The following is a 17,849-nucleotide window of genomic DNA, read 5'->3' as shown; positions in this document are numbered from 1 at the left end:
GTCTCGATGCCAGTCCGAGAGGCCGAAGACCCGCTGTCCCACAGACAGCCCCGTCGTACCATAGCCGAGCGCGGTCACCACCCCGGCCAGCTCGTGCCCGAGGATCGACGGTGTTCGATCACGGTCGGCGCGATCAGTCCAGGTCGAGGACCACTCGACCTCCGTCGGGACGAACCCCGACGCATAAATCTCGACGATGACGTCGTTTATCGCCGCCGACGGCTGGGGGCGCTCCACCAACGTCATCCCCGCCGTTCCCCCGGCCTGATCCGTCACCACAATTGCTTTCATCAGGCACCTCCTGTGTCGAGTCTTTGCCTGCACGGCATTTTGGGCTTGCAAACGTTGGTGGCTCTAAACCTCGAGGTCTTACCACGCAGGCCGATAAGAGTTGTGGCACGAGGGCTTCGTCGGGAATCGGGGGTGCGCATCGGCATCAGTGTCTCCTCGAGCCGGGCTGTTCCGGGAAGTCCTGCATCCAGCCGGCCCAGGGCATGTGATCGATGTCGATTTCACTGCAGCCAGAGTTCTCTTGGGCCGGCCGTTGGGGAAGCGACCCAATGGCGGGGGTGGAACCTTTCGTTCTTATTGCGTCCTCGGCATTGTCTTCGTAGAAGGTCGCAAAGTCCTTCACGCATTGCCGCGGGGTGGTGAAACTGTATAGCGGGTGGGTTTTGTCTGCGTACCCCAGGGATATACCGCAGACGATCCGATGATCGTCGGGGATGTCCAGGTGACGCCTTAGGACTGGATAGTAATCCAGGAAGGACGCCTGGGGGCAGGTGTCTAGCCCGGCTGCACGCGCAGTCAGCATGACTGCTTGCAGGAACAGCCCTGCGTCAATGAGCGCGCTGTCGAGCTGGTGACGGCTGACTGTGAGGATAATTCCGACAGGTGCTCCGAAGAACTCATAGTTGCGTCTGTGATGGGAGTCCCTGCCGACCGAGTCTGTGAAGTCGATTCCGAGCGTTTTGCCATAGAGTCCCTGGCCGAATTCGCTGCGCCGGGAGAGGAACGGTTCGACCCATTCGTCCGGTCGCGGCTGATAGTCGAACTCACACTTCTGGACGCGATCTCCGCCCTCATGGGCTTGAAGAAGAGCTGCTGTCAGGCGATCCTTTGCGGCACCGGTCAGAACGTGAACTTGCCAGGGCTGCCCATTGGAATTGCTGGCTGACTGAGATGCCAGCTCCAGGATCCTTTCAACCGCGCTTCGAGAAACAGGGATGGGTAAAAAGGCGCGCACGCTGCGTCTGCCAAGTAGGGCCTGTTCAACACTCATCCGGTGCGCTGCGACCGGGATCGCCTTGCACCAGATGTTGCCGCACTCGTATTGGCACATCGTTCCGACCGCTTAGTAGCTGGGTGTGATGTCGTAGGAGATGCGGCCGGCGGGCAGGTAGAAAAGTGCGATCAGAGCTCCGCCTTTGACTTCTGGGTAGTGGTGGCTGCCCGGCCCTGGAGCTGTCCATCCTGGCCCTGACCAGCCGTTAGGTCCGGCGAGTCTGGCCTCCGGATCAAGGGGGACCACGAGGTTCAGCTCCCCGTAAGGGTGCTGGTGGTATTCGCCGCGGTAGGGGTCGACACTGTTCATGTACACGGCCGTGATGCTGAAGTAGTTCAGCACATCACTGGGATCGGCGAGCCGACTCCGCCTGTAGTTCGGACCATCAACTTCGATGTTGGCCGCCCACCCGTCACGGACGCCCTCAGTAATCATCCGTGAGAGATCCTCGAACAGGGGGGTGCCTGGACCGTAATTCTCGTTAAGCCAGGCTTCGAGCTCGCCGCCGGCAGTGCGGTTCTTGACTTTTTCAAGGAAGGGGATGCTCCGCTCGATGAGCTTCTGAACTGCATTCATGATTTGGGTCTCCTGTTCGTGATGGACAGCATGTGCTGTGATGCAAGCAACGTTAACGTGAGGTTAAGTTACAGTCAAGAGCTGTAACTTAACCTCTCACGATGCCCCTCCCCAATACAGCGAGGGGTTATGTTACGTTGATAGTTCGTAACGAAACTTATTTTGGAGGTTGCAGGTGGGCGCGATTCCGGCGGATCGGTCTTTAAGCTCCAGTCCCGAGACTGAGGTTTCCAAGGGTGGGAGACCCAGGGATCCCGCCCTTGACGAGGTCATCATCAAAGCCGCACGTCGTCGGCTGGTGGTGGACGGGTACTCCAAGATGACACTTGGCGACGTCGCAGCAGATGCCGGCGTCACTCGTCCCACCCTGTACAGGCGGTGGCCAGGGAAATTCGAACTGGTGGTCGACGCACTGGATTATGGTTTCCGTGCGCAGAGGGACACTTACCCGAACCTGAATTTGGATGAGCTGCCGCCCTTGGAGGCCTTTACAGAGGCCGTTCGCCGTCTGGACCCCGCCTATTTCAATCCTGATGCCATGGTTCTCATGGGGAACTTCATGGGCGAGACCATCAGGACCCCCGAGCTGATGGCAATTGTCTCCGAACATGCCGTTGAACCGCGCGTGAACCTCCTGGAGAGCACTCTGACAAACCTTCAGGATCGGGGAGCCGTCAGGCGGGGAATTGATAAAAGCACCATCGCGACCATGTGCTTCGGCAGCTATTTCGCCGCATTTCTGCGCGCAGACACCGACAGGGAGAGACACGCCGAAAAGGTTGTGCAGGCCATTTGGCCAGCCATCGCTGTCGAGCAGACCAAGTGGGCTAACCGCGGATAGAACACGCGATGCTCACCCCGAACAGCTCGAATCAAATCCTCGTCGGGGCCCACGTTTGGCCCGGGCTGGTTCTCCCAAGAAGAGAACCAGCCCGGGCCTTAGATCACACTGTTTAGCGGTGCATGCGCCCCAGAACCAGCACGCTGGCTCCTGCGATCACCAGGGCCCCCGCCATAACCAGGAAGACCTGCTGAGGCGCGATTCCATCCCCCAGGGCAACGCCCACCAACAGCGGCCCCGCGACGCCTCCAAGGCGCCCCATGCCTAACGCCCATCCAACCCCCGTCGATCGCATGTGGGGTGGGTACAGCACTGCTGCCAGCGCAGTCACACTCATTTGTCCGCCCGTAACGCAGGCTCCCGTGAAGAACGCAGTTACGAGGAGCATCTCTGTGCCCGCGCCTAAGACGGCGCCCAGCGCCACGACAAACCCAGCACCGAGAAGATAGACGGTTCCCAGTGTGCCGAAGGGGCTGATGCGGTCCATCGCGGGGCCAATTGCCGTGGCTGCAACAATGCCACCGATTGTTGTTAGAACCGTTGCAGCGATAACGATCTCCGGAGCTCGGCCAAGGGAGCCAACAATGGTGGGCAACCAGCTTTGGATCGAATAGAAGGCAGCAAGATTTGCAGTAAAAGCCAGCCACAACAGGATTGTGCTTGCCAGCCACTTGCGTCGGAAGAGCTCGACAACCAGGGCCCTAGTCTTTATTGATGCAGAGTTTTCCTCATCAGTGACGATAGTGGCCGCGGCCTGAAGATTGGGTTGGAGTCGCTGCAGGGTCATGTGAACCCGCTTTTGTCCGTTCTTCCTGTTCAAGAGGAAGGACGGTGACTCCGGGAGGTAGCGGATGAGAAACCCAAGCAGTACCAAGGGCAAAAGGCCTCCGACAACAAACATCATGCGCCATCCCAGAAGCGGAATGATGAAGCCCGATGAGATGCCGGCTGCAACAAAGCCCAAGGCAAGCCAGCAGTAGATAAACATGACGAAGCTTGAGCGGCGCCGTTTCGGGGCGAACTCGCTGGTCAGTGATACTACGCTCGGGATCACGGCCCCCAGGCCGGCACCAGTCAAGAACCTCAAAGCTATGAGATGGGCCGGTTCCATCGCCAGGGCCGTGGCCAACGTAATGGCGCCGAACAAAGCGGTGCAGGAAATAACAACCCGCCGGTGGCCGAACCTGTTAGCCAGTGGAGAGAGCGCCAGATACCCGATCATGAGCCCGACTATTGCGGCGGAAAGAATAGGTCCTAGCGCCGCTACCGGGAGGCCCCATTCCTTGGCGATCACGGGAGCGGCAAAACTTATGGACTGGGTATCGAAACCGTCCAAGAACATGACGGCGCCCGACAAGAAGAGAATCAGGTAATGGAAGCGGCCCAACGGCCTGTTATCGATTACGTCTGCCAGACGAAGTTCTTGGGCTTGGAGTTTCGCAAGCAGGGGCGGGACATTCGCGGACATCGCATGCCTTTCGTTGGTTCTAGTCGGAGGGCCCGCCCGAGGGGATCTGTGATGGGCAGATCCAACAGGATGTTCACCGATGCCGGCTAGGGAGCACATGTGATGCGGACAACATTCAAATTAGCCCAGCCTTACGTTACAGTCAATACTTGTAACGTAACCTGCTGCCTTACCCCAGACCCACGATCCACCGATAGAGGGCAATGAATACGGGCACCCGCTGCGCCTTGACCGCCGATACGGCACTCAGGCTGAGCAACTTCTGCCCCATCGCCTTGGCTCACGCGAATGAGGTCGCCTCCGCAAGGCGAGGTTCAGTCATGAACAGTTTCGACATAGCTCTTCTCGTGCTTAGGCTCAGCACTGGCATCACCAGCTGAGGCGACGACAGGGTCTCCGAACACCTCTCCCCAGCGGGCGAACGGAGTAGTCATTGGATCCCAACCGAACGTAGTAGTCCCGCGGGAGCCGGACCCGCGCGGCGAATCCGGTCACGGGCGCAACAGGCGAGTGCGCCAGCACGGCAACTTTGTCCTGTGCGAGCAGGTCCGTGGGCCGGCCACCGGTCCGACGGACCAGTCGGGCATTCGCTTGTGCAGCCACTGGCTGAGTTGAGCGTTGAAATCCTCCGGCGATGCGAAGGATCGTCCCGGCAGGAAGGAGGTCTCCAGGAACTGGTTCGCCCGCTCCACCACGCCCTTGCTCTGCGGATCGTAGGGTTCGACCTGCACGATCCTGGTCGCGAGGACCCCCTCGAGGGCCGCCACGGAACCGCACCCAGGGGATCCAATTAGATTCCACATCCCGGCCAGCAGGTCCGCGGTCATCCGAGCCATGATGAACCGCGAATGCGAGGACACCATCACCAGCACCGCAGCATCCGGGGCTTGCCGGCGCCGACAGCAGGTATCCGCACCTCCGGGAACCACAGGTCGCACTGCGCCTGGTCGCCGGATTCGTAACTGATCCGGTCTGCAGGATCCTCCGGGGCATACTCCGGCCGGATCCTTGCCACGTTCTCCTTGAACCATGCCGGGGACCCGGACCACCCCACACGCTCCTCCACCACCGTCGTCGGAATCCGCGAGTTCTCCCTCAGCAACGCCCGAATTACCGGCTCCACCGCTTTGATCCCCGAGTCCTGCGGCGCCCGCATCGATCCGGACCTGCCGGAGCGAACATCGCTCCCCCGCGCCGACATCCGCCAGCGCCAGATCCCGCTGGTGGTCGTCTTCGGCGCCAGCAACTTCCCGCTGGCCTTCTCGATGGCGGGGGGACACACCGCCTCGGCCCTCGCCGTCGGCTGCCCCGTGGTCTTCAAAGCCCACAACGCCCACTCGGACACCAGCGAACTAGTCGGCCAGGCCATCGTGACGGCCGTCCAAGACGTCGGGCTGCACGCCGGCGTCTTCTAGCTTATCTACGGCCCCGCCGCCAGCATCGGACAGGCCCTTGTGGCCGACCCCGCCATCAAGGCCGTAGCCCTGATGCGCACCGCGGCCGCGCGGCCAGAACCCATCCCCGTGTACGCGGAAATGTCCTCGCTCAACCCGGTGCTCGTCTTCCCCGGAGCCCTGAAGGGCTCCGCCGAACAAATAGACGCACTCGCCCGGCAGTACGTCGCCGCCGTCACCGGCAGCTCCGGCCGGCTCTGCACCTCCCCCGGCCTGCTGTTCGCCCCTGCAGGTGAGGCAGGTGTGCACTGGTGCGTCCAGCACGATACCCACGGCCAGGAACAGGGTTTTGCCGGAGCGCTGCGGGGCGAACACCCACATGGAATCCTCATGCTGAACGTAGAGGGTCTGACCGTCGAGCTTGCACAGCGCCACAATCATCTCGTCCTCGGTGGCCTCTGCGGGCAGCTCCAGGGATTGCCTGGCCTTAGCCAGGGCAGCCTTCTTGCCCATCCGCAGGTCCTTGTAGCGTGGCAGCCCATCGTCGCGGGTCTTCGTGGACCCGAACAGTGCGCTGAGAATCCCGGCACCAACAATGGCCAGCACGGACAGGACGATAAGGATCCAGGTGGACGCGCCAGGCCAGAGGAACTGACCGGCCTTGATCCTGGCCCAGAGAGCGGCGAAGTCCGTCCACGGCATCCGTGTGGGCGTCAGCATCCATAGGCTAAGTACCGGAACGCACTCCGGCGGCCAGCGGGCCGGAGCGAGTCGTGCCAGCCCAACTGGAGGTCTCCGCCGGCCCGGCTATTCCGGCATTGGGGTGGTTCCGCCGTCTTCCCAGCTGTGCCCGGCGCTGTTTCGTACAGAGATCAGGCGGGCTGCCGGGTCGTATCCGTAGTAGGTGAAATTGAAGACCTCGTCTTGCCAGACAAACGGTTCGGCTTGGGTATGGAGAATCCGGCCCGGGTCCGGTACTCCCCTGGTTCGGAGGTCCAGGCGTTGTGCCAGTAGGCAAGGAGCCGAGTGGGTACGTTCAGGACAGCAGACGCTATGTGCCCGTGCTCGGCCCCGTACGGGGGCGGTGGTGACGAGCCCCGAGGACGCGGTCATACTTTCTGTGCCCAGAGGTTGATCTCCGATTCGGCGGCGAACTCATCGATCGATTTCAGCTCATCGTGGGAGAACGCTAGGTGATTGGTGGCGGACAGGGTGTCCTCCAATTGCTTGACGCTGGATGCCCCGACCAGCGCTGACGTCACCGGGGACCCCTTGGGCTGGTCGCGGAGGATCCAGGCGATGGCCATCTGCGCCAGCGACTGGCCGCGGCCGGCGGCGATCTTGTTGAGTCCTCGGACCCGGTCCAGCTTGTCCTCGGTCAGGGCAGACTCGGACAGGAACCGCCCCTTGGCCGCACGTGAATCGGCCGGGATGCCGTTCAGGTAGCGGTCCGTCAGCATGCCCTGCGCCAGCGGCGAGAAGGCGATGGAACCGGCGCCCACTTCTTCGAGCGCCTCGTAGAGGTTCGGCGTCCCGTTCTCAGTCCAGCGGTTCAGCATGGAATAGCTGGGCTGGTGGATGAGCAGCGGGGTGCCGAGTTCCTTGAGGATCCGGGCCGCCTCGATGGTCTGCTCGGGCGTGTAGGAGGAGATACCAGCGTAGAGGGCCTTGCCTGAGCGGACAGCGTAGTCCAGTGCCATCATGGTTTCCTCCATGGGCGTCTCCGGATCCGGGCGGTGGCTGTAGAAGATGTCCACGTAGTCCAGGCCCATGCGCTGCAGAGACAGGTCCAGACTGGAGAGCAGGTACTTCCGGGAACCCCACTCCCCGTACGGGCCCGGCCACATGTAGTAGCCGGCCTTGGTGGAGATGACGAGCTCGTCGCGGTACGGCTTAAAGTCGTCCTGCAGGTGGCGGCCGAAGTTGGTCTCGGCGGATCCATCTGGTGGTCCGTAATTGTTGGCGAGGTCGAAATGATTGACTCCGAGGTCGAACGCCCGGCGCAGAATGGCGCGTTGTTCGTCGAAGCTCTTGTCGTCACCGAAGTTGTGCCAAAGCCCCAGCGAAATGGCCGGAAGCATCAGCCCGCTGTGCCCGACCCGGCGGTACGGCATGGGATCGTAGCGGTTGTCGGCAGCTAAATAGGACATATGTTTCCTAATATTGGATTACGTGGCTGGCACCGCTTCGAATCGTGCGATAAGAAAAGGACCGTCCGCACACTTGGTGAATGGTAGGGCGATGACGTGTCTGTCCGAGTCGACGCCATCAGCTACTTCGGTACCGACGACCGCATCAATAACGACAAAAGGCTGGGAAGAGATGTCTCGACCGCAAGCCCCCACCTGCTTCGTCAATCAGGCGTAGCGGAAACCGGAGCCATGCGGCTGGTATGGACCGCTTCCGGCAGGGAGCGCTCCCGAACCGGCGAGGTCCACTGGACGGCGTTGGCTAAAATTTGCCGGATCTGCTGCCCGTAGTAGATGGGGTAGTTCTGGTCACCGGGGCTGAAGTAGAAGATTTTCCCGTGACCGCGTGTGAAGGTCACCCCGGAGCGAAAGACCTCTCCCCCTTCGAACGAACTGATGAAGACCAGCTCGTCCGGTGTGGGAATGTCGAAGTACTCGCCGTACGTTTCATGCCGGTCAAGGATGAGCGGTGAGTCCACGCCGTCGGCTATCGGGTGGTGCGGGGCGATCGTCCAGAGCAGTTCGCGGTCCCCGTCGTTGCGCCACTGCAGTGAGCATGTGGTGCCCATCAAGCGGATAAAGATCTTGGAGAAGTGTGCCGAGTGCAAAACGATGAAACCCATGCCGGCGAGGACGTGGCGTTGAACACGCTCGACAACGCTATCGGCCACCTCGTCATGGGCCCGGTGACCCCACCAGAGGAGGACGTCAGTCGAGGCCAGGATTTCTTCCGTCAGGCCGTGCTCGGCATCTGCCAACGTCGCCGTCCGAATACCCGCCCGTGGGCCGAAATGGGTTTCCAAACCTTCCGCAATTGCCCCGTGGATCCCGTTGGGGTAAATGGCAGCGATCTCCGGCTGTGACGTTTCGTGCACATTTTCGTTCCATACCGTGATCCGGATGGGTGTTGCGGTGGCAGCCATGCTGTTAGTTTCCTTCCATGTGTCGAACCTGCTGATCCAGGCACAGTGCCGCTGTCCAGCTGAACAGCCTGGTCCCATGCGGTGCGCCGGTGCGGGGGTCAACGTACTCGGGGAAGTCATTGCGGCTTGCGAGTTCGGTCATAGAGGCCGCCAAGGCCCGGGACTCGGCTGCGGCGCCGCGCGTCTTCAGCGCTTCGGCCAGCAGCCACGCGGTGTTGAACCAGGACGGCCCGCGCCAATACCGCGACGGATCGAACGTCGGAGCAAGGAGGTCGTGGCTGGGCACGAGGCAGGATGTGCCCAGTGCAAAATGCGGTCCTTGCAAGAGGTCCTCCAGCTCATCCCCGTGGCCGATGCCCGGCAGGAGCAGCGGCACCAGGCCGGAGACAGTCCGGTACTTCTGCAGGTCACCGGTGATGGCGTCGCGAGCAACGTAGGTGCCAAGTTCCTCGTCCCAAAGGGTTTCCAGGGCACGTGTGATGTCCCGGGATCGTTCCTGGTGGTCGTAAGCCGGGGTCACCCCCAGTTCTTCGGCGATGGCGGCAAGCGCGAGCTCCGACCGTGCCCAGATGGCATTGAAGGCCGGGTCCTCGACGCGGAACGGGCACGCTTCGGCCGAATCGTCGCAGTCGGCGTCCCGGTAGGTCGCCGCAAGGTACAGGTACTTGCCATATTCCCTATTCGAGGGACGTTCTGTGGCGTCGGCGTGTTCCAGGTCCGGCCGCGGCACGTCAACTCCGAAGGAACCGGCCACATTTTCCAGGGGTGCGTCCCAGTAGGGTGAATTGTCCAACCCGCTCTCCCATGGATGCACTACGGCGGCAAGCCCGGTTTCCGGTGACCGGCGGCGTGAATGCAGATACTCGTGCCAGGCCACAAGGCGCGGGTAAGCCCGCTGTAGGAAACAGCGCAGGAGGGATTCCGACGGGTCGGATTCGTGGACCAGCAGCGCGGCCCAGGCGTGGTTCGGCGGCTGCACCAGCCCTGCTGTGGAGACGGTTGGGGATCCGGGGATGCGGTCGCTTCGCCAAAACTTGGCGCCTGGTGAGTAGTCGTCCCGGGGTGGGTCGAAGACGATCTGCGGAAGCCGCCCGTCGGCCCACTGCGAGCTAAACAGGGAGTCCAGTTCCTGCTGGGCGCGGCGGGGAGAGAGGTGCCGCAGGCCGATGGCGATGAAGGCCGAGTCCCAACTCCACTGGTGTGGGTAGAGGCCGCCGGCCGGTACGGTGTGGCGGCCTCTCCAGTTCCTGATCAGTACGGCCGTCGCGGCTGGCGACAGCGCCGAATTGTTCACAGGAACCTCCGCAGCAGGACGGAGCTCGCCGGAAGGACGTCCTGCGCCGGGCCAGACAGCCGGCTCTCCAGGGCGACCGGCCCGGTGTATCCGATGGCGCGGACCGTAGAGCCGAACAGCGCCCAGTCGATGTGACCGGCGCCCGGTTCCAGACGGTTGGAATCGCTGGCCTGGACATGTCCGATGTACGGTCCCGCGGCCAGCAGCGCCGCGGCCGGGTCTGATTCCTCGATGTTCATGTGGTAGGTGTCGGCAGCAACCTTGACCGAATCGAGCCCGATTTCCTTGATGAGGGAGACCGCGTCGTCCAGCCGGCGGACCATGTGATTCTCGTACCGGTTCAGCGGTTCGAGATACAGTTCGACGCCGAGGCTCGCGGCGTGCGCTCCCAGCTGGCCCAGGCCGTCCAGAAGGACGTTCCGGTCCTCAGCGGTGCTGCGGGGAGCTACGAACGGAGGGAGCCGATCCGAAAACATGCCATAGGAGGCAGGTGTCATGGCTCCCCGTCCACCGATCTCCGCCATGACGTTCAGCAGCGATTTCACCTGCCCGATGGCGTCCTGGCGCTGTGTGGCGTCAAACGCGCCGATGAAGTGGAGCATCTCCACGCACACCGTCGGCATGGGGATTCCCCTGGCTGCCGCCTTGCGCAGTTCGGGCAGCCGTTCACGGAAGCCGAAGTCCCCCTTACCGCGCAGCTCGATGCCGTCGAAGCCCCACTCCTGGGCGATGTCCCACTTCTCCTCCATGGAGTCGCCGGGCAGGTGCTGTTCCTGCACACAGATCATGTTCATTTGTTTCTCCAAGACTTGTTGTTTGCGGGCGCGGACGCCGGCCGTGAAAGAAGAGGGGCCCCGTGTGCGGGAAGACAGGCTGCCAGGGTCCGTAGCCGCCTCATCGTTCTCCGGCGCCGTCCCCGGCCCCGTCGCAGCTCAGGACCATCTGGAGTGCATCCCGGGGATTCCCGTCCAGCATCTCGAACGCGCGGGGGGCTTCTTCCAGGGGGATGGTGTGGGAAATCAGCTCCGTCAGCTTGAGCCGGCCCGAAACACCGAGATCGATGACGGTCCGGTTCAGCCGGTACCTGTCCCAGCGGTGCTGCAGCGACGGTGCCGGTCCGGAGATCTGGGAGGAGACAACCTGGACACGGTTCATGTGGAACTCCTCCCCCAAACGCAGGCCGACGCCGTCGCCCTGCAGGAATCCGGCCGCGCAGACGCGCGAGCTATAGGCGACCGAGCGGATCGCTTCGTGCAGCGCGCGGTAGTTTCCGGAAATTTCCAGGCACACATCCGCGCCCCGGCCACCGGTGAGCTCCCTGATTTTCGTGGCGACGTCGCCATCGGCCGGATCGAGGACCACGTCAGCGCCGAGGTCCTTCGCCAGCTGGCGGCGTTGTTCGATGCCATCGACGGCGATGACGCGGGCGCCGTTGAGCCTGGCCAGCTGGGCAACGATCTGGCCGGGAACGCCAAGGCCGAACACCGCGACGGTTTCGCCGATGTGGATGTCGGCATCGAGGACCACGTTCAGCGCGACGGCTCCGATGTGGGAGAAGATGCCGATCCGGGGGTCAGCGTCGCGGTCCAAAATGCGAGCCGCCGCGTATTCCTCGGTCTTGACGGTGGATGTCCTGTGGCCCCAGATGCCCCAGATCCGATCGCCTACAGCGACCTTGGTGACGCCGGCCCCAATCTCTACGACCTCGCCGACTTCCTCGTAGCCCACGCCGTCCAGCGGGTAGCTGAGCGATGAGGTGCCGTCGACGAAGAGCTTGTGCTCCGCGTTCCACTGCTTGCTCAGGTAAGGGCTGGTGCCGCGGTACGAGGTGAGCTCGGTGCCTGCGGAGATGCCCGTGAACAGTGTCCGCAGCCGCACCTCCTGACTTCCCAGGGCCGGGTCCGGCTCGCTGATGACCTCTGCGATCCGGGGGGACGTGAAACTGACCATGGAACCCATATTGAAAATCTCCTTGCGATCGCTTTTGGCGAGTCCTCTTGTCTAGCTTTGATGTACTGAGAGGGCCGGGACCGGTCCTCCGGCGACGTCAGCCCTTGACGGCGCCTGATATGAAGCCGGAGGCGACCTGGCGCTGCATGACCAGGAAGAGCACGATGACGGGCAGAATCGTGATCAGTGTTCCGGCCGCGAGCGGTCCGACGTCGATGGACCGGCCGCCGGTGAACTGGTACAGGCCGGTGGTGAGGGGGCGGAACTCGCCGCCGGGCAGATACAGCAGCGGGATCAGGAAGTTGTTCCAGTTCTGCAGGAACGTAAAGACGCCAAGCGCGGAGGCGCCGGAACCCACCAACGGAACCATGACCTTGAGGAAGATCTGCCACTCGGAGCACCCGTCCACCCGGGCGGCCTGCTCCAGTTCCGTGGGAAGGTCCGAGAAGAACGCCCGCATGAAGAACGTTCCGAAGGACACCCCCGTGGAGGTCAGGGTCAGGATCGCGCCGGCGAGAGTGTCCAGCAGCCCGAGGCTGCGGAGCTGGAAGTACAGCGGGATCATGTAGGTGAAAAACGGCACCAGAAGGCCCAGCACGACGAGGTAGAACGCCACCGACCGGCCGCGGAACGGCAGCCGGGCGAAGGTGTAGCCGGCCATCGTGGACAGCACTAAGACCAGGAGGGTGCTGGGGACGGTCAGCAGGAGGCTGTTGCCCAGGTACTCCCCGAAGTGTCCCTCCGTCCAGGCAGTGGTGATGTTCTCAAGGGAAAACGAGGAGAACAGAGAGAACGGATCAACCTGCACGTCTGCTTCCGTCTTGAGTGCGGTGGAGATGATCAGGACGACGGGGAACAGCGAAATGAGTGCCATGGCGATCAGCAGCACGTGCTTTCCGGCCAGTGCGGTTCTGCGCCGCGGACTCGCGGCGTTCTCCTCGATGACCGCAGGCCGGTTCAGCGTCTCCGCCAGCTGGAGCCTGTCATCCTCGGATACTGTGATGTCGCTCATGCGCCTGTTCCTTGAAGAGAGAGTCGTCGTTGCAGCCGGTTCAGCAGCATCGCGCACGGCACCGAGAGCGCCGTGATCAGCAGCGCGAGCGTCGTTCCGTAGCTGATCTCGCTTACCTTGAACGCGCTGTTGTACGCGTAGGTGCCTATCACGTTCGTGGCATTGGCGGGGCCGCCGCCGGTCATGATGAAGATGATGTCGAAGACACTGAATCCGCCAACGAGGGTGATCGTCGTGACCATGAGGAACACCGGCATGATCTGGGGAAGGATGATGTGCCACAGCCGTTGGGTGGCATTGGCGCCGTCCAGAAGGGATGCATCGACCTGTTCTGTGTCAACGTTGCGCAGTGCAGAGAGGAAAATGATCAGCACGAACCCGGTGGACGCCCAGATCGCTGTCGCCAGGACGGCATACAGGGCAGTGTCCGGGTTGCCGAGCCAGCCGGTCGCCAGGTGTCCGAAGCCGATGCTTTGAAGGGCCTTGTTCAACCATCCGTTGACCGGGTCGTAGATCCAGCTCCACACAATGCCGATAGCAATACCTGGCAGCACGTAAGGCAGAAAGAACGCCAGACGGTAGAACATGTTTCCGCGCCCGACATTCCACAGGAGCAGTGCCAGGATAAGGCCGATCGCGAGCGGGGCCGCAGTGCCGAGGACGATCCAGATTGCGTTGTTACCCAGGGCGTGCCAGACCTCGGGGTCGGTGAACATCCGGGTGTAGTTGTCCAGCCCGACGAATTCAGGGTTTGGGTTGATGCCGTTGAAGTCAACGAACGAGTAGTAGATCGCGCTGCACATCGGCAGGACGAAGAACAGCGCGACCAGGATCATCAGCGGTGTGATGAGGGCGATGCCCAGACGAGTCTGCGCCCGCCTGGTCACCGCGGGTGTGCTCGAGGAAATACTGGAGCTCATGTTATTTGCCTTCTGCGGCCGACTTTTGGAAGGCAGTCTGCAAATCCTGGGAAATCTGCTCCGGGGACTTCTGCCCGGTCAGCAACGCCTGGAATCCGTCCCCGAGTGCGGTGTTGAACACGTCGGTGCTCAGCGTGTCGATGCTGTAGCCGAAGTCGCCGCTGCCATCTGCGATCTTGGCCGTGTCCTTGAGGACCTGAGCGAAAAGCGGTGAGGCGTTGATGCCGGATGTTTCGACCGGGAACGCCGGAATGGCGTGCATTTGCTCTACCTGCCAGCGTCCGTGTTCCGGGGTCTGCAGGTAGTCAAGGAACTTCAGTGCCGACTCGCTTTTCTTGGTCTGGGCCGACACGAAGGTGCCCGATCCCAACCCGGCGCTGAAAATTCCCTTGTCACTGGCGCCAGGGAACGGCATGAAGCCGACGTCGAACTTCGCGTTCTTCTGGACGCCGGTGATGAGCCAGCTTCCTGTCGGGGTCATGGCGGCCTTGCCGGAGTAGAAGAGGGCATTGCCGTTGTCATAGGAGACAGCCGTGGGAGTGGGCGTCAGGTGTGAATCTTTGTTCAGCTGGCTCCACGCAGCGAGTGCCGCGACGACGTTCGGGGAGGTCCATGGAGTGGTTCCATTGAGCAGATCACTCATGCCCTTTGAGCCGGCACGGCTGCCGAGGGCCATGCTCAGCAAATGACCGCCCTGCCAGCCCTCTTTATCGCTGACGGCCAGCGGAAGGATGCCGGCGTCCTTGATGGTTTTCGCCGCCGCCTGCAGGTCGGCAAAGTTCTTGGGCTCGGAAATGCCCAGTCGGGAGAAGATTTCCTTGTTGTAGAAGACGCCCAGTTCCTGGATCAGGTCGGGAACACCGACGGTTTTGCCGTCGAAAGTCACCCGTTCTTTGGCGAAGTCATAGATCTTCCAGTTACGGGTCTTGTAGGCGTCGGTCAGGTCATACAGGAGGCCCGACTTGGCCAATGCTCCGGCGAAGCCGGGGCCGGTGTCGTAGCTGAAGACGTCGGGGCCATCGCCTGAACGGAGCTGGGTCTGCAGGACGGTGCGAAGCTGGTCGGTGGGCAGGACATCGAGCTTGACCTTAATGCCTGACTGCTCCTCGAACTTTTTGATGTCGCCCTTGAGCAGTTCCAGATCCTCCGGTGCCTCCGGCTGGCCCAGCAGGTATCGGATCTGCTTCTCATCGGAGTTGCCGCTGGAGGCGGGTGCGCCCCCGGTGCACCCGGTAAGAGCCAGGGCCAGAACTGCTGAGAGAGCGGCCGCTGCTTTGAACGGGAGTTTAATCACTGTGACTTCCTTGTTGTGGTTACTGATAGAGGGCTGCAGTTCGGCCTACTGCTAAACGTCAACCCATGAATTTTCTTGAGCGGAGGACAGGACCGCTTCCGTGATGGCGGCAGCTCGAACTCCGTCGGTGAACGTCGGCATCCGTTCCTCAGCCCCGGCCGAGGACAGCTGCGTAGACGTCCTTCACGAAGCCGGCAAAGCAGTCGTTGTATCGGGGCCCTCCTCCGACGTGTGGTTGAGTCGAGCATTCGGGTTAACTCATAATAGGACTATATAGTCCAATGGTGCCAGCTTCTTACAAGGAAGCCCAACGGCAGCCTGCAAGCAATTGGACGATCTAGGCCACTACGCACTAGTATGGGAGCCGCCAGAATGGCTAGTCGGTGCGCACACGCATCTGGTCGATGCCCTGGACTACGGGTTCCGGGCGCAACGGGACACTTATCCAAGCCTGAACCTGGATGAACTTCCACCCATAGCTGCCCTTATTGAAGCCGTCCGTCGTCTGGATCCCGCCCATTTCAATCCGGACGCCATGGTTCTGATGGGGAACTTCATGGGCGGGACCATTCGGACCCCGGAACTGATGGCCATTGTTGCCGAGCACGCCGTTGAACCGCGGGTCAACCTTCTGGAGCGCACTTTGGGGAACCTAGAATCGGGGGGGGGGTCAAGCAGGACGTTGATAAGAGCACCATTGCAACAATGTGCTTCGGGAGTTACTTTGCTGCCTTCCTGCGCACCGATACCGATAGAGTCGGCCTCCCTGAAGAAAGATAGCTAGGGCCATCTGGCCCGCTATAGCGGTAGAAGGTTCCACAGACCTCACGGGCCAAACCACGCCGGAGGCCAGGCGGTAAAACTTGCCGTGTGGGAGGCCTTGAGGTAACAGCGCGGTTCCCGTAGGAGGGTTCGGTGCTTTGATTTAGGTGGGTCACGCCCAAGAATGACGGCACGGTTCGAATGGCATTGAAAGAGTTGAGCAGCTGGGGTGCGGGTCGGAGTACTCGGCCCTCGGCGACTTCAAACAGGTAGATGGAGAATCGAAAAAATGAACGCTGAAGCAATGTATTCGAACGCGGTCGCCCCGATGATGGCCCTCCGAGCACATCGGCGTGGAGGGCCCGAGCAATTAGTGTACGAGGAAGCACCGCGGCCGATCCCCGGGCTGGAGGAGATCTGCGTCGCCGTGCGAGCCGCAGCGATCACATTCGACGAGCTGACTTGGCCCGAGACCTGGGAAGCTGGTGGCGTGGCCCGAACGCCGGTGATCCCGTCGCACGAATTTGCAGGGGTGGTCGTCGACGTCGGGCCGGGTGTGACCGATATGGGCGTCGGCGACTCGGTGTTCGGGATCGTGCCGTTTGACCGCGATGGGGCGGCGGCTGAATTTGTGGTTGTTCCGGCGGCCTGCGTTGCACGCAAGGAGCCGACTGTCTCTGACATTGACGCGGCTGCCGCCGCCCTGCCCGCGCTTACGGCCTGGGCGGCGCTAAGCGACCAAGCAAACGTGGTCGCTGGTGAGCGCATCCTGATCAGGGGTGGAACCGGCGGAGTGGGGGCGTTCCTCACGCAGTTCGCGCATGATCTGGGCGCAGAGGTAACGGTGACTGTGACGTCCGCTTCGGCCGAGGCTCGTGCGAGGAGCCTCGGAGCTGACCACGTGATTGTGACAGGTCATCACTCAAATGCGGGCGACCAGTCTTTCGACGCTGCGGTCGATGCTGTCGGCGCTGACGTTCCTGAGTGGATGTATGCCTCGGTCCGCCCGGGTGGCCGACTCGTCGTCCTCCAAGAGCCACCAAGCCAGGAATTGGCCGACAAGTACGGCGTCTCAGCGACCTTTTTCGTGGTCCGCACACGTCGCGAAAAATTGGAAGAGCTCGCCAAACTGATCGCGGGCAAGCGAATCGACGTGGCGATCGCCCGAACGTTTCCCCTATCTGCGGGCCGAGCCGCCTATGAAAGCGGCGCCCTGCCGAAGCCCGGACCGGGTAAAACGATCCTGCTTCCTGGCTAATTCAGACAAGCTAGGCCATCCATAAGCAACGTCTGCAGGAGACGTTGACGTCGCGGTGCCGTAGACATCTGCCCGCAGTTCTCGGGTTCGCGGACGTCCGCGAGCAGGTTATGCCCTGCGCTCCTCGTTCAAGCCGGCAATCGATGTCGTGCTAACTGAGGATACGACCGCGCCGAAGAAGCAGCGCCACACTGCCCGCTCCAACGTGATACTCGCTTTGTTACTTGGCGGACTCGACACCGCTCTGCGACAGGTGCAGACACAGATAAACGCCCAACCGCTCCTCGTACTCGAGAGAGAACCTCGATCCTCCCTTGACAAGCGATTCCGCAAGCCACGTTCAACGCCCGTGGACACTCGCACCTGGGCAGCGCAACTCTCCAGATAGCACTGCATCACGAGCAGCAGTCGATGATCTGCATGGCGCCCCGCATTACACCATGCGGAGTAGCGTCAGAACGGTTACCGCAGGGCGTCGTCGCTGGGCTCTTCGCCAAGACCTTTGTTCAAGCACATATCGAGGTCCCGGACGCTGCTGACCAAGATCAGCGGAAGGACCCTTCCCTTTCGCCGGCGAACGACCAGAACAAAAATCTCGTCAAGCCCTGTGCCGGTGAGACGCAGGGCGCTCGGGGCCGCGTCAGGTAGCGCGGCCTTCTAGTCGTCTTGGGGACCCTCTTCGC

General features: G+C 62.0%; 17 protein-coding genes and 1 pseudogene. 3 read left to right on the top strand and 15 right to left on the bottom strand.

Annotation, left to right across the window (positions count from 1 at the left end; translation table 11 throughout):
- The 3 genes from AC1DRE_RS24090 to AC1DRE_RS24080 form a co-directional block, all read right to left on the bottom strand.
- Nucleotides 1–291, bottom strand: a 291-nt coding sequence (locus tag AC1DRE_RS24090; protein ID WP_476986999.1) for an alcohol dehydrogenase catalytic domain-containing protein, incomplete at its 3' end; no start/stop codon positions are given.
- Nucleotides 292–436: 145 nt separating this feature from the next.
- A complete protein-coding gene (locus tag AC1DRE_RS24085) occupies nucleotides 437–1,282 on the bottom strand; it encodes a nitroreductase (protein ID WP_476986998.1) in 846 nt (281 codons plus the stop codon).
- Nucleotides 1,283–1,354: 72 nt separating this feature from the next.
- Nucleotides 1,355–1,861, bottom strand: a complete 507-nt coding sequence (locus AC1DRE_RS24080) for a DUF4863 family protein (RefSeq protein WP_476986997.1) — start codon at nucleotides 1,859–1,861, stop codon at nucleotides 1,355–1,357.
- Nucleotides 1,862–2,036: 175 nt separating this feature from the next.
- Between AC1DRE_RS24080 and AC1DRE_RS24075 the strand changes: the two genes are divergently transcribed.
- A complete protein-coding gene (locus AC1DRE_RS24075) occupies nucleotides 2,037–2,702 on the top strand; it encodes a TetR/AcrR family transcriptional regulator (protein WP_476986996.1) in 666 nt (221 codons plus the stop codon).
- Between the two features lie 112 nt (nucleotides 2,703–2,814).
- Here AC1DRE_RS24075 and AC1DRE_RS24070 read toward each other — a convergent pair whose 3' ends face one another.
- The 4 genes from AC1DRE_RS24070 to AC1DRE_RS24055 form a co-directional block, all read right to left on the bottom strand.
- Nucleotides 2,815–4,170, bottom strand: a complete 1,356-nt coding sequence (locus tag AC1DRE_RS24070; RefSeq protein WP_476986995.1) for an MFS transporter — start codon at nucleotides 4,168–4,170, stop codon at nucleotides 2,815–2,817.
- A 369-nt stretch (nucleotides 4,171–4,539) separates the two neighbouring features.
- The gene (locus AC1DRE_RS24065) at nucleotides 4,540–4,665 is read right to left on the bottom strand and encodes a Mu transposase domain-containing protein (protein WP_476987001.1); all 126 of its coding nucleotides are present in this window, start codon (nucleotides 4,663–4,665) and stop codon (nucleotides 4,540–4,542) included.
- On the bottom strand, nucleotides 4,662–4,937 hold the full coding sequence (locus AC1DRE_RS24060; protein ID WP_476987002.1) for a hypothetical protein: 276 nt from the start codon (nucleotides 4,935–4,937) through the stop codon (nucleotides 4,662–4,664). Before AC1DRE_RS24060 ends, AC1DRE_RS24065 begins: the two co-directional genes overlap by 4 nt.
- Nucleotides 4,938–5,032: 95 nt before the next feature.
- The gene (locus AC1DRE_RS24055; protein WP_476986994.1) at nucleotides 5,033–5,185 is read right to left on the bottom strand and encodes a hypothetical protein; all 153 of its coding nucleotides are present in this window, start codon (nucleotides 5,183–5,185) and stop codon (nucleotides 5,033–5,035) included.
- Between the two features lie 130 nt (nucleotides 5,186–5,315).
- Here AC1DRE_RS24055 and AC1DRE_RS24050 point away from each other — a divergent pair.
- Nucleotides 5,316–5,867: pseudogene (locus AC1DRE_RS24050) on the top strand (aldehyde dehydrogenase family protein); the annotation flags it as partial.
- Between the two features lie 806 nt (nucleotides 5,868–6,673).
- On the opposite strand, the gene mgrA reads toward AC1DRE_RS24050, so the two are convergent.
- The 8 genes from mgrA to AC1DRE_RS24010 form a co-directional block, all read right to left on the bottom strand.
- Nucleotides 6,674–7,714 (bottom strand): L-glyceraldehyde 3-phosphate reductase, encoded by a 1,041-nt coding sequence (gene mgrA, locus AC1DRE_RS24045; protein ID WP_476986993.1) that lies wholly within the window; start codon nucleotides 7,712–7,714, stop codon nucleotides 6,674–6,676.
- A gap of 203 nt (nucleotides 7,715–7,917) precedes the next feature.
- On the bottom strand, nucleotides 7,918–8,676 hold the full coding sequence (locus tag AC1DRE_RS24040) for a ThuA domain-containing protein (RefSeq protein ID WP_476986992.1): 759 nt from the start codon (nucleotides 8,674–8,676) through the stop codon (nucleotides 7,918–7,920).
- Between the two features lie 4 nt (nucleotides 8,677–8,680).
- Complete coding sequence (locus AC1DRE_RS24035) at nucleotides 8,681–9,970, bottom strand: MGH1-like glycoside hydrolase domain-containing protein (protein WP_476986991.1); 1,290 nt, start codon at nucleotides 9,968–9,970, stop codon at nucleotides 8,681–8,683.
- Nucleotides 9,967–10,764 (bottom strand): sugar phosphate isomerase/epimerase family protein, encoded by a 798-nt coding sequence (locus AC1DRE_RS24030; RefSeq protein ID WP_476986990.1) that lies wholly within the window; start codon nucleotides 10,762–10,764, stop codon nucleotides 9,967–9,969. The genes AC1DRE_RS24035 and AC1DRE_RS24030 overlap by 4 nt, the downstream gene beginning before the upstream one ends.
- Before the next feature lie 100 nt (nucleotides 10,765–10,864).
- Nucleotides 10,865–11,929 (bottom strand): zinc-dependent alcohol dehydrogenase, encoded by a 1,065-nt coding sequence (locus tag AC1DRE_RS24025; protein ID WP_476986989.1) that lies wholly within the window; start codon nucleotides 11,927–11,929, stop codon nucleotides 10,865–10,867.
- A gap of 88 nt (nucleotides 11,930–12,017) precedes the next feature.
- On the bottom strand, nucleotides 12,018–12,932 hold the full coding sequence (locus tag AC1DRE_RS24020; RefSeq protein ID WP_476986988.1) for a carbohydrate ABC transporter permease: 915 nt from the start codon (nucleotides 12,930–12,932) through the stop codon (nucleotides 12,018–12,020).
- Complete coding sequence (locus AC1DRE_RS24015) at nucleotides 12,929–13,852, bottom strand: carbohydrate ABC transporter permease (RefSeq protein ID WP_476986987.1); 924 nt, start codon at nucleotides 13,850–13,852, stop codon at nucleotides 12,929–12,931. The genes AC1DRE_RS24020 and AC1DRE_RS24015 overlap by 4 nt, the downstream gene beginning before the upstream one ends.
- Nucleotide 13,853: 1 nt before the next feature.
- Complete coding sequence (locus AC1DRE_RS24010) at nucleotides 13,854–15,146, bottom strand: ABC transporter substrate-binding protein (protein ID WP_476986986.1); 1,293 nt, start codon at nucleotides 15,144–15,146, stop codon at nucleotides 13,854–13,856.
- A 1,051-nt stretch (nucleotides 15,147–16,197) separates the two neighbouring features.
- Here AC1DRE_RS24010 and AC1DRE_RS24005 point away from each other — a divergent pair.
- On the top strand, nucleotides 16,198–17,166 hold the full coding sequence (locus tag AC1DRE_RS24005) for an NADP-dependent oxidoreductase (protein ID WP_476986985.1): 969 nt from the start codon (nucleotides 16,198–16,200) through the stop codon (nucleotides 17,164–17,166).
- Nucleotides 17,167–17,849 lie beyond the last annotated feature (683 nt).

This window comes from Arthrobacter sp. P4_H3 (genome assembly GCF_056400885.1).
This window is presented reverse-complemented; position numbering and strand designations above follow the sequence as displayed.

Excerpts from the sequence above, each read along its gene's own strand:
- AC1DRE_RS24015 (WP_476986987.1), bottom strand. The coding sequence starts at position 13,852 with ATGAGCTCCAGTATTTCCTCGAGCACACCCGCGGTGACCAGGCGGGCG.
- mgrA (WP_476986993.1), bottom strand. The coding sequence starts at position 7,714 with ATGTCCTATTTAGCTGCCGACAACCGCTACGATCCCATGCCGTACCGC.
- AC1DRE_RS24020 (WP_476986988.1), bottom strand. The coding sequence starts at position 12,932 with ATGAGCGACATCACAGTATCCGAGGATGACAGGCTCCAGCTGGCGGAG.
- AC1DRE_RS24030 (WP_476986990.1), bottom strand. The coding sequence starts at position 10,764 with ATGAACATGATCTGTGTGCAGGAACAGCACCTGCCCGGCGACTCCATG.
- AC1DRE_RS24085 (WP_476986998.1), bottom strand. The coding sequence starts at position 1,282 with ATGAGTGTTGAACAGGCCCTACTTGGCAGACGCAGCGTGCGCGCCTTT.
- AC1DRE_RS24080 (WP_476986997.1), bottom strand. The coding sequence starts at position 1,861 with ATGAATGCAGTTCAGAAGCTCATCGAGCGGAGCATCCCCTTCCTTGAA.
- AC1DRE_RS24070 (WP_476986995.1), bottom strand. The coding sequence starts at position 4,170 with ATGTCCGCGAATGTCCCGCCCCTGCTTGCGAAACTCCAAGCCCAAGAA.
- AC1DRE_RS24040 (WP_476986992.1), bottom strand. The coding sequence starts at position 8,676 with ATGGCTGCCACCGCAACACCCATCCGGATCACGGTATGGAACGAAAAT.
- AC1DRE_RS24025 (WP_476986989.1), bottom strand. The coding sequence starts at position 11,929 with ATGGGTTCCATGGTCAGTTTCACGTCCCCCCGGATCGCAGAGGTCATC.
- AC1DRE_RS24005 (WP_476986985.1), top strand. The coding sequence starts at position 16,198 with ATGAACGCTGAAGCAATGTATTCGAACGCGGTCGCCCCGATGATGGCC.